Genomic DNA, 14,741 nt, shown 5'->3' on the forward strand with positions numbered 1-14,741 from the left:
GTATTTGAAAAACAATTTTAGCTTTCTTACATTACATCCCCTTATCCACTTTCGTGCCTTTGGAACATAATGTCAAGCCAAAGGACGCACTAGATACTACGCATCTCGCACATCAGTTTCATTGTTTCTCCATTAGAATAAAAATTTTTGTATTGTATTAAAAATACATTAAAATAAACTTAACCCTTAAACAAGGGCTAAATTTTAAACATTTTCAAGTTTTAATTCTTCGTTACTCATCACGCCTATGCTCGAATTTAAAACTTTTTGAGCGATTTGCTTGGCTTCATCTAAAGAGTGCATTTTGCAAGTTCCGCATTGATAGATATTAAGCTCTGGGATTTTGCTTTCATCTTGCACATTTAAAACATCTTTCATACTTGCTTCCCACGCTTTTGCCACAGTGATTTCATCGGGCGTTCCTATTAAGCTCATATAAAAGCCCGTGCGACAGCCCATAGGTGAAATGTCGATAATTTCTACCGAATTTGAATTTAAATGGTCCCTCATAAAGCCGGCAAATAAATGCTCTAAAGTGTGCGTGCCTTTTTCACTCATTAAGTCCTTATTAGGTATGCAAAAACGCAAATCAAAAACACAAATATCATCACCCTTTGGCGTTTTCATCATCTTAGCAAGACGCACGGCAGGTGCTGGCATTTTAGTATGGTCGACCTTGAAACTATCTAGTAGAGGCATTTTAACTCCTTTGGTATGTAAATTTTGTAGATTATAGCATTTTTTTGGGAATAAAAAAAGCGAAGCCCACGCTAAGAGCGTGAAAGCCTCGCTTGGGATTATTGAAAGCTTTAAGCTACTGAAGTAGTCTTAAAACATGTTGTTGGCTAGCGTTTGCTTGAGCCATCGCGTAAGCTCCACTTTGAGCTAGGATATTTGCTTTAGAGTAGTTTGCACTTTCACTTGCAAAATCCACATCACGGATAGTTGATTCAGCAGCTTTAACATTTACCTGAGTTACGGTAATGTTGTTGATAGTCGCTTGAATTTGGTTTTGCACAGAACCGATGTCCGCACGGATTTGGTCAAGATTAATGGTCGCAGTTTCAACGACATCCATCACCGCCATAGCACCTTTTAGGGTGGTTACACCTGCGGTTTGCTCTTTGCCTATATTGTCATTTCTCTTTGTTTCTCTCACAACGCCAAGCACACTAAGCGCTACACTTAAACCACCCGCCTGAGCTGAACCAACTAGCAAGTCTCCATTGACCGTTGAAAGTGCATTAATTCCCACAGTATAAACACTTGAGAAAGTCAGTTTTGAAAGCCCACTAAGACCCACAGCAGAGAAAGACATAGTAGAAAGCTGTCCAAGTCCTGGTCCTATATCTACCATTTGTCCCACATTTGAGATTTTACTTGTAACCCATTGAGAGAAACCACTACCAGCTCCATTGACTAAAGTCGTAATTGTACTCATACCTGTTCCCTCTAAAACAGATAAAGCAGAAACACCAATTTGAATACTTCCTAGTCTATCCACAGAGTTAAAGCCCATAGCCTCAGCTAAGTCTTTAGAAATTTGTCCCTTAGTCTCTCTTAAAGATACAGAAGCTTGAGAAACAAGTTTGTCATTATCAAAGCCAAAGCCAGTTCCCTCGATAGCGATGTCTCTACCATCGTTTTTCACTAAGGATAAACGACCATAGTTTTCTTCCATATTTTTAGCGATACCAGCCCCAGCACCTATGCTTCCTGTGATTTTAATACCACGACCCTCATTCGAAGTAAGGACAAGTTTTCCCTCTTCATCTAAAGCTGCTTGAACGCCTGTTGTATCTTTGACGGAATTGATGGCTGAAAGCAAAGCACCATTTTTATCGCCTGCTTCATAAGCAATTTTACCGATTTTTACACCATTAATAGCGAAATCGTCATTAGTAGTGCCTTTTTCGATAACCTTAGAACCCACAGTTTGCACATTAAAACTTGCACGAACACCTGTTCTATCTGCAACTCTGTTGATTTCTTCAGCTAAAGCGCCAAGTCCTGTTCCTACTGAAGTAGAGATGACAACCTTTTGGAATTTGAAATCCTCGATACCATTGTAGTTTTTGATAGTCATATTAACTTCGCCACTTTTGATAACTTGCTGACCTGTTTCAAACCTTGTAAGACCGATTTTACTTGATTGAGTTGAACCGATACTTGCTTTTACGGTTTGGTTTGATTGAGAGCCGATTTGGAATTCTTGGTTGATGAAACCACCACTTAATAACTGCTTTCCGTTGAAAGAAGTTGTATTAGCGATGTTGTCAAGCTCTTCCATTAAGCGGTTGATGTCAGCTTGAAGCATATTTCTTGTCTTAGTGCTTTGTCCATCTTGTGCCGCTTGAGTTGCTTTAGTCTTAATTGTATCTAAGATTTTAAGCTGCTCGTCCATAGCCTTGTCAGCTGTTTGTAAGATACCTATGGCATCGTTACCATTGTTAATCGCTTGTCCTAAGGTAGAAGCCTGAGAACGCAAACTATCCGCGATAGCCATACCTGAAGCATCATCTGCTGCTGAGTTAATCCTAAGACCAGAGCTTAGTCTCGCAAGAGATTGGTCTAGACTTTTGCTGTTTAAATCAGCGTTAGCTTTAGCGTTAAGTGCGCCAACATTTGTGTTAATACGAAATCCCATTTTAAATCCTTTTAAATGAATTCAAGCTCTAATCCTTGAGCTTGTTATCTACTATATCGTTTAGTGAAAAAAAAAGTTTATAGTTTTTTAGAAAAAATTTGAAAGAAATGAAAAAATGGGGGCGTGAGTGTGTTGGGTGTGTGTTGGCGGCGGCGTGGGGTTAATTTAAGCTAGTCAAGGTAAAAAAAGCTTACAATTTGCCTAATAATCTTATCTTCTAAAGAAAGCTGACAGCGAGGTTTATCGCTTAGATATGCCGTCCTTGCTTTAAGGCTTGTTTGTTGCGTGGCATTTTGGCTTTGAATTTGGATATTAACTTGCAGGGTGTAAAAATTCTCCACTAGCCATTCTCCTTTGCTTTCAAGGGGGTCAAGATTAAAGAAAAAATCGGCTGAAGTGCTGACTCTTTGGGCGTAGGAGTGTTTTTTAAAGTCAATGTAGTTGAGTAAAATTTCATAGGTTGGATTTTCTTTTACCTCTTTCAAACCTAAATTTTGAAGGCTTTGTGAGAGTTTAAAAGCAAGTTCGCTTTGTGTGGAGGAGGCGTTATGAAAGATGATTTTAAAGCTTTCATTTTTCTTAGCCTTGATGAAAACGCCCTCATTGTTAGTTTCAATGGCACTTTGCACGAAAGTTTTATTCGTGCAAGCACCTAAAAAGAGGGCGATGAAAAGGATAAGAAATTTTTTCATTCTATGATGGTCGGTGTAGCGACAAGCCCTAAGGAGCGGTATTTTCTATAAAGTTCAAAAATGGCTTTTGTTTCGGCTTCGCTTATTTTAGGGTAGCTTTTAAGCTCTGGGTCAAAATACTTTCTTAAAATGGCAAGTTTTTCGGCGTCTGTTTTGGCATTTTTGCTTTCTTTATAAATCAAAGCGGATTTTTCAAAAGCACTTTTTCCGTGTGCGACTGGGGTTAGGATAAGGTTGATTTGCTTGGTTTTAAGCTCTTCTTCTATACCCTTAAGCTGCTCTATGCAGTAAGGGCATTCTGGGTCAGAAAAAACATAAATGCTAGGCTTAGTTTTATCCCCTAAAGAGATAATCATTTTTTCTTTTTGCACTTCTGTTTTGGCATTTTTGCTAAAATTTTCTCTTGCTTCTTGGAATTTTTTGACTTCAAATTCTTGGCGGTAAGAAATTTTTGCCTTTAAATCAATAATGTCAGGGACGATTAAATTATCCTTTGTGAAAAGCACCTCCTCTTGCTTTGCGCCTTGCACCTCTATGCTTAACACTACGCTTTCAAAGCCCGTATCGGCAACTTTCTCTCTTTTGACTATGCTAAGTTTTGCGTCTGGAAATTGTGCTTTAACACTGCTAGAGTAAAAGTCTAAAATTTCTTTATCACTCGCGGCAAAAAGGCTTAAACAAGCACTTGCTAATAATATAATTTTTTTCATTTGTATCCTTTCGTTTTTGACATTATAAGATTAAAATTTTAACCTATCGAAAGCTTTTTTCAATTTGGTAAGAAAATTTTTTAAAGCAAAACGATAAAATAAATTTTTAGCATATTTGTTAGGATTTGAGATGATTTTTTTAAGTTTTCTAAGCTCTCTATGCTTAAAAATTTCAAGTTTTAAATTTTCATCTTTAAATTCTTTTGCAAAACGCTCTAAAAATTCTTTTTTAAATTTTTCATCGATTCGGTTTAAATTCCAACAGTAAGATCTAAATTTCTTATAGAGGAGAATTTCTTTAAATTCCATTAAATTTCGGCTCCTTAAAAACTCCTCCATAAAATCATATTCGTCACATAAACAATAAACTTTTTCTTTGGAATTGCAACTTGAGCCCATATTATCCCGCCTATAATAGTAATAAGCTTTTTTATGGAAATAAATATTGCAAGCACTTATAATGGTAATAAACCAAAAGCCAAGATCCTGATAAGAAGCCCCGGCGGATTCATGAAATTTTAGCTCCGATTTTTGTAAAAAATCGGAGCTAAACAGCCCCGGCTGATTCAAAATGCAAATCCTTGTGATAAAATCCCTCATCGTAAGCTATATTCTTATACTCAAATTCTCTTTTTTCTTTATCATAAAAATTATAAATATCACTTTTTAAAATATCAACATTTTTATTTTTAGCTAAAGCGTAAAGCTCTTTATACATATCAAGGTCTATATAATCATCACTCTCCACTATCCCTATATACTCGCCACTTGCCGCCGCAATACCTAAATTCATTTGATAGCCATAGCTTTTTTTATCACTGATGATGAGCTTTATCCGCTCGTCCTTAGCTTGATATTTTTTGATAAGCTCAAGTGTGCCGTCCGTAGAATTTGCATCAACACAGATGATTTCTATCTCTTTTAAGCTTTGATTGATGACGCTTTTAATACATTCATCATAATAATTAATTGAATTTAAAGAGGGGATAATAACAGAAACTTTCACGCTCATTTTCCTAACTCACTTTCACAAAATTTCAAAGCGGATTTTACCACATCTTGCATATCATAGTAACGATATTCCCCAAGCCTCCCGCAAAAATGCACATTTTTTTCCGCCATTTCTTTCGTGTAACAATTCCCACCTGTATGCTCTCTTCTTTCAAGCACAAGGCATTTTTTACCTCTCTTACTCGCCTCATACGCAAAAATGCTCCCAAAAAGCCCCGCCCCAACTATCAAATAATCATACATTTAAATCCTTAAAAATTAAGCGAAATTCTACCAAAATTTTGTTTTTTTGAAATCAAAAAATTTCACAAAAAAACTCATAATTTTACCAACTTTGTGTGAATAATATTTGATTTTAAAAAGCGTTTTTCGTCTTTTTTTATAATTCTTTCATCAAGGTCTAGGAATTCTAGGTAGGCTATGGCGTATTTTCTTGAAAAATTAAATTTATTTTTCATCGTTTGCACATCTAAGCTTGTATTTTTAAGTAAATTTAAAAGCTCTTCTTTAAAGTTTAAAAGCGTGGCTTTATCGATAAAAAGATTATGTGCTAAACGCACGACTAAGCCCTCTTTTGTGAGCTTTTTAAGCATAAAATCCCCGCTTTTTCTATCAAGCTCCAAACTTGCATAAAGATTATAAGGCGCTTCGACTTGTAGGGCTTGGGATTTGATTTTCTCATAAAGGGCGTTTTGATTATTTGCTTGTAATTTGTCAAATTCCACGCCTTTTTTAAAAAATATGCCCTCTTTAAAATCTAAAATTTGCATTTTTTCTAAAGCAAAAGCACAAAGCTCCTCACTCGCCCAAGCAATCCTTAACGCCAAAGAGTGTGCTGAAAGCATCGCATAAGGGTTTTTTTCTAAAATTTTATCAATGTGCGTTTCAAGCAAATTGACACAGCTTAAATCATAAATGTTATAGTTTTTCGTATCGATAAACGCTTCTTTTAGCTCTTTTGCTAAATTTAGGGCTTGTTCGTGGCTAAGCTTAAATCTTTGATAGCTTGAAAGTAGCCCAAAGCCTTTTTTATGAGCGTTTTTAAGAAGCTTAAAGGCGTTTAGAAAGTCCTTGTGATAAAGCAAAGTTAAAAGCTCGAGTTTTAGCTTTTTGCCAAGTGGCTCATTTACGGGGTTTAGCACCACTCCGCCGCCTTTTACACGCGAATTTTCAAGCAAGATAAATTTTTCATCAAAGCACAAAAATAGAGGCTTTTTAAAGCGAATTTGAGCAAAATACTGCCCTTTGTCAAGCTCTTTTAAGATGTGAATTTGGGCTTCAAGCTGTTTTGTGCCGACACAAAAGACATAGTTTTGATTAGCTAAATTTGGGGCTTTTATGTAAGCTTCGATTTGTAAAAAGGGCTTAAAAAAGCCTTTTTTACTTAGCAAAAAGCCCTTTTGTAAATCTTTATAATCACAATTTAAACTCAGTGCGACTCTGGCTGGGGCTTTGATTTTATCTAAATTTGAGTCGTGATTTTGGATATTTTTGACAAGCAGTTCTTTTTGCGTGTCAAGACAGATGATTTTTTCTTTTAAGGCGATTTCCCCCTCATTTAAAGAGCCTGTAACAATAGTGCCTATGCCTTTTAGAGAAAAAACCCTATCGATATAAAAACGCAAAATTAAAGCCGTATCGCTGCTTTTTTCCTCAAGGCTAAAAAGATAGCTTTTAAGCGCCTCAATGCCTAAATTTGAATGCGTTGAAGTGTGAAAGACTTTTAAGGGGGTAAAGGAAAGTTCTTGTAAAATTTCTTGCGTTTTGCCCTCTATATCCTCGCATAAATCGCACTTGCTAAGCACTAAAATGAGGTCTTTAACCCCCAAAAGCTCCAAAACGCTAAGATGTTCCAAGCTTTGTGCCTTTAAACCCTCGTTAATATCCACGACAAATAAACAAACGCTAAAAGCAAACGCCCCACTTATCATCGTTTTAAGCAAGTCTTTATGTCCGGGCGTGTCGATGAAAGAGAGCTTTTTACTTTCATTTTCTAGGCTTGAAAAGCTAAGGCTTAGGGTGATTTGCCTTTCTTTTTCTTCTTTCAGTGTGTCGCCCTCAAAGCCGTTAAGTGCTTTGATGAGCGAAGTTTTTCCGTGGTCGATGTGTCCTGCTGTGCCGATAATTAGCATAAATTCTCCATTTCGTTGATGATAGAAATGAGCGTGTCAAGCTCTTCTTCCCTAATGCTTCTAAAATCAAGCACTAAATTTTTATTTTCCACCCTTGCGATAATGCCTTTTTTTCTAAAGTTCTCTTGCATTTTAAGGGCATTTCCCTCAAAGGCTAAAACAAAGCTTTCAAGCGTTTTATCAGGCAGTGAGCCACCACCCACTAGGCTTTTGCTTGGTTTTAAAAGGCTTTTAAATTTAAGGGCTTTTTGCACCTTTAAAGCCTTTTGTTTGATGTGGGCTAAGTCATCGTTTAAAAGCTTTAAAGTGGGGATTTTGCCATAGTCTTTTTGCAAATACGCCTTTAAGCTTTCATTTAAAAAAACAAGGCTAAGTTTATCAATGCGAAGCATTCTTAAAAGCTGATTTTTTCTTAATTTTTCAATGAGTCTTTTTTTACCAAGTATGATTCCAGCTTGTGCCGAGCCGAAGAGCTTATCACCGCTAAAGCTTAAGATGTCGCATTGCTTGATGAGCTTTTTGATTTCAGGTTCATTTAGGCTTAGATTACAAGGAAGTTTTCCGCACCACCCAGAGCCTAAATCATAATAGCTAATGAGCCTTTTTTTCTTCGCTAAAATTCCCAAATCTTTAATGCTTACTTCCTCACAAAAGCCCTTGAGTGCGAAATTTGATTTATGCGTTTTTAAAATGAGTGTGGTTTCTTTTGTGATGGCGTTTTCATAGTCTTTTAAATGCGTTTTGTTGCTTGTGCCAAGCTCGTTTAGTTTTACCCCTGCGGCTTTGATGACTTCTGGGATTCTAAAATTTCCGCCTATTTCGACTAATTCACCTCTTGAGCTTAACACTTCTTTTCCAAAAGCTAGGGAATTTAGCACGAGAAAAACGGCGGCGGCGTTGTTATTGACTATCAAGGCGTCCTCGCACTCAAATAAAATTTTAAGCTTTTCAAGCACATTGTCATACCTTGAGCCTCTTTTGCCATTGTTTAAGTCAAATTCTAAATTCGTATAAGAGCAAAGGGCTTTTTCGCAAGCTTTAAAGCTTTCTTTATCAAAAATGCTTCTGCCTAAATTTGTGTGGATTACCACGCCTGTGGCGTTGATGAGGGGTTTGAAATCTTTCTTATAAAAGGCATTGAGTGCATTTGAGATTTTTAAAATTAAGTCGTGTTTGGTGGGAAATTCCTTGTTTTTTTTACAATCTTTAACGACTTTTTTAGCAAAATACGCCTTAACTAAGTGTGGATAATTTTGCAATCTTGTATCGTCAAGTAGGGTTTGAATTTGTGGGAAATTTTGTAAATTGTTCATCTTAAGCCTTAAGAAAATATTTTTATATTCTAACATATAATTTTAAAAAGGAAAGAAAATGCTAAATTACACTTACATCAAAAACGAATTAAACCAGCCCTTAGACGATACAATCATCATTTTAGAAAAGCCCACAGAAGAAGAGGTTTTAATCACAAACGATAAAGCACAAAAGGCTATCATTTACGCGCCTGAGATTAATTTTTACCTTAGAAATTCTAAGGATAGTGTTTTGGAAAAAAGCAAGGTCGTTTTAAAGCTCTATGAGATGAGGTTAAGTGCCTATGAAAATGGGCTTGACTTTGAAAATACTAAGAAAATTTCAAATCGCATTTTAATCATCGCTAAGAAAGATGAAAAAAGAGAAAAGCTTTTAAAAGAGGCGGGTTTTAAGGTAATAGGGCTTGAGGAGAGTGAGGTTTTAAGCGTTTTTGGCAGTGCGGGGGAGCTTTGTGCGGTGCTTGAAAATGAAGAGGGGGAAGTGGAGCTTGAATTTGACATTTTGCTGTATGAAAATGAGGAAAGAAAGGACTTTGTCAGGCAAAGTGGCTGTTATCATCTGGCAAATTTTAAGGACGAAGAAGAGCTTTTGAGCTTTTTAAAAAGTAAAATTCCACATTTTAATTTTAAGACTTTCATTACTTATAATTCTAGCGTGTGTCAATACCACAAAAGACGCAGTGAGCATTGTGCTAAGTGTGCGGAAATCTGCCCTACAACGGCGATTTTAAAAGATGAAGAAGAAAGACAGCTGGAATTTTCTCAAATTGATTGCCTTGGCTGTGGGGGGTGCGTTAGCGTGTGTCCTAGCGGCTCACTTGATTATGCCCCGATGAATAGAGAAAGCTTTTTTAAAATGCTTGAATTTGTGGCGAGGAAAAAGCTTTGCATTATCCCTAAAAAAATGCCTTTAGAGGATTTAAATTTAAGCTTTAAGGGCGTTTTGCCTTTTATGATAGAGGGGGAAAAATGGCTTTCTAATTTGCATTTTTTAAGCTTACTTCAAGCTAGTGGGGCAAATCTTGTTTTTTACACTGACTTTGTTTCGCGTGGCTCAAACGAGGCGATAAAGCTTTTAAATGCAGTCTTTGAGAGGAAATTCAACAAAAAAGCCGTTTTTATCGCACAAAATGAAAAAGAGCTTGAACTTGCTTTAAATTCGCTCGAATTTATCGAGGATTTAAATTTTTCTTTTCACAATCACACCCTTACAAATAGGGAAAATTTCGCCGTGCGTTTGAAGCATTTGATACAAGATGAGAATTTGGGCGTAATCGAAAGTGGCGAGTGGCTTCGCTATGGGGACTTAAAGCTAAATACCACGACTTGCACACTTTGCCTTTCTTGTGTGGGTGCTTGTAATGTTGGTGCTTTGGTAGCGGATACTAAAGAAAATGCCTTGAAATTTAATCCTAGCCTTTGCACGACTTGTGGGTATTGTGAGGTAAGCTGTGCGGAAAAAGATACTTTAAAGCTTGAGCGAAGTGGGCTAAGGCTTGAAAAAGCTTATTTTGACTTTCGCACTTTGGCTAAAGATGAGCTTTTTGCTTGTGTGGAGTGTGGGAAGGAATTTGCAACTAAAAAAGCGGTGGAAAAAATCGCCTCTTTGATGAGAGATAAATTCGCAAATGATGAAGCCAAGCTTAAAAGCCTATATTGCTGTGCGGACTGCAAGGCTAAGGTGATGTTAGGGGCTATGATGAGGACTTAGCGGAATTTTTCAAGCTCCTCTTCTATGCTTTGTTCTACCGTTAAAAGCTCTTCGTAATTTTTCTTATGTGTTTCTACTAATTCATCAAATTTAAAGCCTAGCATTACGATACGATAAAGGTTTGGCTTGTATTTTCTCCAATTATATAAAGTGCTAACATCAACACCCAGATGATATGCCATATCGCGTTTGCTTTTTTTTGCCATAAGCTACCTTAAATTTTAAATGCTTTGGGCTGATTTTACATAAAAAATTCTTTATCAAAAACACTTGAAATAATCAATGTTTTATTAAAAATATATTTAATATTTCAATATTTTATAAGCTAAATTGTGGAACAATTCCATTTCATTTTTTTAAGAAAGGAGTTTTTATGCGGTTTCTTTTAATTTTAGCATTTTTGACGAGTGCTATTTTTGCTAATGGAAGTAAGGAATTTTTAAAGTCTTACGCAGATAATTGTGAGCAAGAGGCTGGCGGGATAGAATATAGGGAGTTTTGCATTTGTATGGCACAAAGTATTTTAAATCGTTTGAGTGATGACGAAAAAGAATTGCTTGATGCAAGGGCTGTCACGCTAGGTAATGCCCCAAAAATTCAAAAATTGCAAACAAAAATTTTGCAATTGAGTTTCGATGAACAAGTTATTTATTCTTGTGCGGATTGATATTTAATTTAAAAGGAGAAATTATGGATTTTAATACGGTTTTAATGAGTATTAATGATAAATTGCCAAGAGATGGAGTAGCTTCTGTAGTATTAAAAGATAAGTTTGAAAAATTAAGTGAAGAAGGTCAAAAAAGTGCTATCACGCAACTATCTGTTCTTAATCTTAAAAGTCCAGCTTTAGTATTTTGGGTAGGGACTTTTTTATTAGGTTCTTTTGGAGTTGGTCGTTTTATGATAGGCGATATGGTTTTGGGTTTTGTGCGTTTGGGACTTACGGTTTTAGATGTGGCGATCGGTATCTTTTACGCATCATCAATGAATGATTTTGTGGGTTTATTGTATGGATTATTGGCGGTTGCCAATTGGATTTGGTGGATTGTCGATATGTTTTTAGTGGGTAAAAAACTGCGTAAGAAAAATTACGAAAAAATCAGTGCTGTTTTTGACAATTTAAAATAAAGGAGAAAAGATGAATGAAAAATACGCACCTTTTGAATTAGAGCCTACTTTACTTTATGATAAGGATACTTATAAGATTGTTGCGGGAAAGTCATATGCTAATAAAGATGAAAAATTTGTAATTGGCTTAAAATCAAATGGTTTTCCTACAAATTCTTATCTTATATTTCCACCGCAGCTTAATTTGGATTTGTTAAGGAATCTTTTGGGTCAAGATGGGGCTAATAATAGTGAAGTGATTAAATTTATTAAAATAATAACGGACAAACAATGAAAAATATTTTGTTGAGTTTGATGATGGCTTTATTATTTGCAGGGTGTTTTGATGCTAAACCAAAATGCGACGATGAGGATGTTCAACTTACATTAAAAAGCATTTTAGATGATGATGAGTGGGTTTATGTTGAATATGGACTAAGTGAGCAATCTTTAAAAGCATTGAGACTGAGCACTAACGGTATGGATATAAGAGATTTTGAAGCTATATTATCTACCGATACGCTTGGAGTTTTAAAAGCTCATTTGAAACCTATGTTTGATTTAAAAGATTATGCTAATGAGGTGGTTTATACTTCTTTTAGTGGTTTTACAACTCAAGATGGTAACAATAAAAAAACAAGTTTTTGTAGAGCTAACTTGAAATTAACCTATCCACAAATGCCAGATAATATGAGGAAAAATTATGCAAGAGGTGCTTTAAAAGGAATCATATTTGATGGAGGAGAATATGAAACTCAAATTTCATATAGTGCTCAGTTTAGTGATGATAAAAAACAAGTTTTTGTAGAACTTTTAGATCATTAGTGTTTTGACAATGAAATTTCACTTTCATTGTCAATCGAAATTTATACTTAATTAATTTCAAAACTTTTTCGCTACAATACTTCAAAAATTCTAAGGAAAATTATGGTTGAAGTTAAAAATCTTACAATGCGTTTTGCAAATCAACTTTTATTTGAAAATGTTAATTTAAAGCTTACGAGAGGACAGCGATACGGTCTTATCGGAGCAAACGGGGCGGGTAAATCGACCTTTTTAAAAATCCTCTCAAAAGAGCTTGAAGCAAGTAGTGGGGAGGTCTGCTTTGATGAGGGTTTAAGAGTGGCGGTTTTGGGACAGGATCAATTTGCCTTTGAAAATTACACCATAAAAGACGCGGTAATGTGTGCGAATAAAAGGCTATATGATGCTTTAAAGGAAAAAGAAAAGCTTTATCAAAGCGAGGAATTTACAGATGAAATCAATGAGCGTTTGGGTGAGCTTGAGATGATTACGGCTGAAGAAGACCCTAATTATGACTGCGAAATGCGTTGCGAGAAAATTTTAAGCTCTTTAAAGATTAAAGATTTTGACGCTTTGATGAGTTCTTTACAAAGTGCAGATAAATTTAAGGTTTTGCTCGCTCAGGTGCTATTTTTAGGGGCTGATGTGCTTTTTTTAGATGAGCCGACAAACAACCTTGATTTAGAGGCGATTTCTTGGCTGGAAAATGAGCTTTTACGCCACGAAGGGACTCTTGTAGTCATTAGCCACGACAGGCATTTTTTAAATAAAATTTGCACACGCATTTTAGATGTGGATTTTAAGCAAATTCGCGATTTTGCGGGCAATTATGATGATTGGTATATGGCTTCTACGCTTTTGGCTAAACAAGCAGAACTCAAACGCGATAAAACTCTAAAAGAACGCGAAGAGCTTGAAAATTTCATACGCCGCTTTAGCGCTAACGCTTCTAAAGCTAAACAAGCTACAAGCAGGGCTAAGGCTTTGGAAAAGCTAGAACTTGAAGAAATCAAAATTTCAAGCCGCCGCGACCCTAGCATTTTATTTCGCCCTAGCCGTGAAATCGGCAATGAAGTGCTTGAGCTTAGAGGCATAAGCAAGGCTTACGATAAAAGCTTGTTTTCAAATTTGGAATTAAAAATAGAAAAGGGTGATAAAATCGCCCTCATCGGTGCAAATGGTGTGGGTAAATCAAGCCTCTCAAAAATCATCGCAGGGGCGCTAAAACCTGATAGCGGGAATTTGCATTTGGGTGCGACCATAGAGCTTGGCTATTTTCCGCAAGATACGAGCAATGTCATTTGTGAAAATTTGAAACTTTACGAATGGCTGATGAGCGAAAAATTTAAGGATTTAGACTTAATTCGCAAGTGTTTAGGTAGAATGCTTTTTAGTGGCACGGACCAAGAAAAAAGTGCGAGTAGCTTAAGCGGGGGTGAAAAGCATAGATTAATGCTTTCGCGTCTTATGCTTGAGGGGGCGAATTTTTTACTTTTGGACGAGCCTGATAATCATCTTGATTTAGAAAGCATTATCGCTCTTGGCGAGGCTTTGTATAATTTCAAGGGGGTGGTGCTTTGCATAACGCACGATAGGGAATTAGTCTCTGCTTTTGCGAATCGCATTTGGCATTTAGAAGATGGGAGGCTTACGGATTTTCGTGGGTCTTATCAGGAATTTTTAGGAGAAAATAATGGCTAAGTTTAGAATTCAATACAGCGCAGGTTTTGGACACTCAACGCAAAATCACAGAGGCTTTGGACCGACGATTTATGTCGAAGAGGTCGTAGAATTTGACAATGGCAAGGACTATTTTGACTATGTGGATTTTTACGAGAGGCATTCTAAAGAAGATGACACTTATTTTCACATCTCGTTTTTAGAGGATAGACCTTTGAGCGAAAAGGAAATTCAAAGGCGTAATGAATATAGAAAATTACGCGATGAAAGATGCAAAAAAGCAAAAGAAGAATTTATTAAAAATAATGAAATCGAGCCTGAGCATTTGCCAACGCACGGGGACTAATTATTATAAGAATTTGAAATCTTGTGGATTAAAAATCTTTGAAAAGATTTCAAATTCTGCTTTTTCTTTTTCATTAAGTTCCAGCGTGAAAATGACAAAATCGATTTGAAATTCTCTTTGAAAGCTTATGTTTTGCTTCGTTAAAAAATGCTCCATTTTAGAGTTGTGTTTAAAAACGAGGCTAAATTTCACACACTCTTTTAGCTCAAAAGGCTCTAAAATCGCTTCTTTGACCGCTAGATTTACCGCTTCGCTATACGCTCTTACCAGCCCCCCTGTACCAAGCTTTATGCCTCCAAAATACCGCACCACAACCACGCTCACATTTACAAGCTCTTTTCCCCTTAACACATTAAGACAGGGAAGAGCGGAGGTATTTTTTGGCTCACCATCATCACTTTTGTCTTCTACGATTTGATGATTTTCATTTAAAAAGCGATACGCCCAGACAAAATGCACGGCTTTAGGGTGTGCATCCTTTAAATTTGCAAGGTGTTTTTTAAAGTCTTTAAAGGGGCTAAGGTGAGCGATGAAGAGAGATTTTTTCACCTCAAAACGCTCCGTATAAAGTGAAGATATCGTTTGCAA

The 14,741-nt window shown here is 36.3% G+C and carries 18 protein-coding genes; 7 read left to right on the forward strand and 11 right to left on the reverse strand.

Annotation, left to right across the window (positions count from 1 at the left end):
• Positions 1-204: 204 nt before the first annotated feature.
• The 9 genes from luxS to selA form a co-directional block, all read right to left on the reverse strand.
• Positions 205-699: an S-ribosylhomocysteine lyase gene (gene luxS, locus CHELV3228_RS00960; RefSeq protein ID WP_082199122.1), complete on the reverse strand. Its 495-nt coding sequence runs from the start codon at positions 697-699 to the stop codon at positions 205-207.
• Between the two features lie 115 nt (positions 700-814).
• Entirely contained in the window at positions 815-2,647 is a 1,833-nt protein-coding gene (locus CHELV3228_RS00965; protein WP_082199123.1) for a flagellin, read from the reverse strand.
• Between the two features lie 170 nt (positions 2,648-2,817).
• Positions 2,818-3,339 carry a hypothetical protein gene (locus CHELV3228_RS00970; protein WP_082199124.1) on the reverse strand — a complete coding sequence of 174 codons (522 nt, stop codon included), beginning with the start codon at positions 3,337-3,339 and terminating at the stop codon, positions 2,818-2,820.
• Complete coding sequence (locus CHELV3228_RS00975) at positions 3,336-4,049, reverse strand: bifunctional thiol oxidoreductase (protein WP_082199125.1); 714 nt, start codon at positions 4,047-4,049, stop codon at positions 3,336-3,338. Before CHELV3228_RS00975 ends, CHELV3228_RS00970 begins: the two co-directional genes overlap by 4 nt.
• 30 nt (positions 4,050-4,079) lie before the next feature.
• Positions 4,080-4,358 (reverse strand): hypothetical protein, encoded by a 279-nt coding sequence (locus CHELV3228_RS10425; protein ID WP_139018608.1) that lies wholly within the window; start codon positions 4,356-4,358, stop codon positions 4,080-4,082.
• A 238-nt stretch (positions 4,359-4,596) separates the two neighbouring features.
• Positions 4,597-5,055, reverse strand: a complete 459-nt coding sequence (locus CHELV3228_RS10430; protein WP_244289597.1) for a glycosyltransferase family 2 protein — start codon at positions 5,053-5,055, stop codon at positions 4,597-4,599.
• Positions 5,056-5,057: 2 nt separating this feature from the next.
• The gene (locus tag CHELV3228_RS10435) at positions 5,058-5,303 is read right to left on the reverse strand and encodes an FAD-dependent oxidoreductase (protein WP_082199126.1); all 246 of its coding nucleotides are present in this window, start codon (positions 5,301-5,303) and stop codon (positions 5,058-5,060) included.
• A gap of 74 nt (positions 5,304-5,377) precedes the next feature.
• Positions 5,378-7,192, reverse strand: a complete 1,815-nt coding sequence (selB, locus tag CHELV3228_RS00990; protein ID WP_082199127.1) for a selenocysteine-specific translation elongation factor — start codon at positions 7,190-7,192, stop codon at positions 5,378-5,380.
• Positions 7,186-8,505, reverse strand: coding sequence for an L-seryl-tRNA(Sec) selenium transferase (gene selA, locus CHELV3228_RS00995; protein ID WP_082199128.1), 1,320 nt, complete (start codon positions 8,503-8,505; stop codon positions 7,186-7,188). Before selA ends, selB begins: the two co-directional genes overlap by 7 nt.
• A 58-nt stretch (positions 8,506-8,563) precedes the next feature.
• On the opposite strand from selA, the gene CHELV3228_RS01000 reads away from it, so the two are divergent.
• Positions 8,564-10,216 carry a 4Fe-4S dicluster domain-containing protein gene (locus CHELV3228_RS01000; protein ID WP_082199129.1) on the forward strand — a complete coding sequence of 551 codons (1,653 nt, stop codon included), beginning with the start codon at positions 8,564-8,566 and terminating at the stop codon, positions 10,214-10,216.
• Here the strand turns inward: CHELV3228_RS01000 and CHELV3228_RS01005 are convergent.
• Positions 10,213-10,422, reverse strand: coding sequence for a transcriptional regulator (locus tag CHELV3228_RS01005; RefSeq protein ID WP_082199130.1), 210 nt, complete (start codon positions 10,420-10,422; stop codon positions 10,213-10,215). The genes CHELV3228_RS01000 and CHELV3228_RS01005 overlap by 4 nt on opposite strands.
• A gap of 167 nt (positions 10,423-10,589) precedes the next feature.
• Here CHELV3228_RS01005 and CHELV3228_RS01010 point away from each other — a divergent pair, with 167 nt between their 5' ends.
• From CHELV3228_RS01010 to CHELV3228_RS01035, 6 genes are all read left to right on the forward strand, one after another.
• A complete protein-coding gene (locus CHELV3228_RS01010) occupies positions 10,590-10,883 on the forward strand; it encodes a hypothetical protein (protein ID WP_082199131.1) in 294 nt (97 codons plus the stop codon).
• Between the two features lie 23 nt (positions 10,884-10,906).
• Positions 10,907-11,344 carry a hypothetical protein gene (locus tag CHELV3228_RS01015; RefSeq protein WP_082199132.1) on the forward strand — a complete coding sequence of 146 codons (438 nt, stop codon included), beginning with the start codon at positions 10,907-10,909 and terminating at the stop codon, positions 11,342-11,344.
• Between the two features lie 10 nt (positions 11,345-11,354).
• Positions 11,355-11,618, forward strand: coding sequence for a hypothetical protein (locus tag CHELV3228_RS01020; RefSeq protein ID WP_082199133.1), 264 nt, complete (start codon positions 11,355-11,357; stop codon positions 11,616-11,618).
• The gene (locus tag CHELV3228_RS01025; protein WP_082199134.1) at positions 11,615-12,148 is read left to right on the forward strand and encodes a hypothetical protein; all 534 of its coding nucleotides are present in this window, start codon (positions 11,615-11,617) and stop codon (positions 12,146-12,148) included. The genes CHELV3228_RS01020 and CHELV3228_RS01025 overlap by 4 nt, the downstream gene beginning before the upstream one ends.
• Positions 12,149-12,250: 102 nt before the next feature.
• Positions 12,251-13,828 (forward strand): ABC-F family ATP-binding cassette domain-containing protein, encoded by a 1,578-nt coding sequence (locus tag CHELV3228_RS01030; protein ID WP_082199135.1) that lies wholly within the window; start codon positions 12,251-12,253, stop codon positions 13,826-13,828.
• Positions 13,818-14,153: a hypothetical protein gene (locus tag CHELV3228_RS01035; RefSeq protein ID WP_115588743.1), complete on the forward strand. Its 336-nt coding sequence runs from the start codon at positions 13,818-13,820 to the stop codon at positions 14,151-14,153. Before CHELV3228_RS01030 ends, CHELV3228_RS01035 begins: the two co-directional genes overlap by 11 nt.
• Before the next feature lie 3 nt (positions 14,154-14,156).
• Here CHELV3228_RS01035 and CHELV3228_RS01040 read toward each other — a convergent pair whose 3' ends face one another.
• Entirely contained in the window at positions 14,157-14,741 is a 585-nt protein-coding gene (locus CHELV3228_RS01040) for an IMPACT family protein (RefSeq protein WP_082199137.1), read from the reverse strand.

Source organism: Campylobacter helveticus, from assembly GCF_002080395.1.
GTDB lineage: Bacteria > Campylobacterota > Campylobacteria > Campylobacterales > Campylobacteraceae > Campylobacter_D > Campylobacter_D helveticus.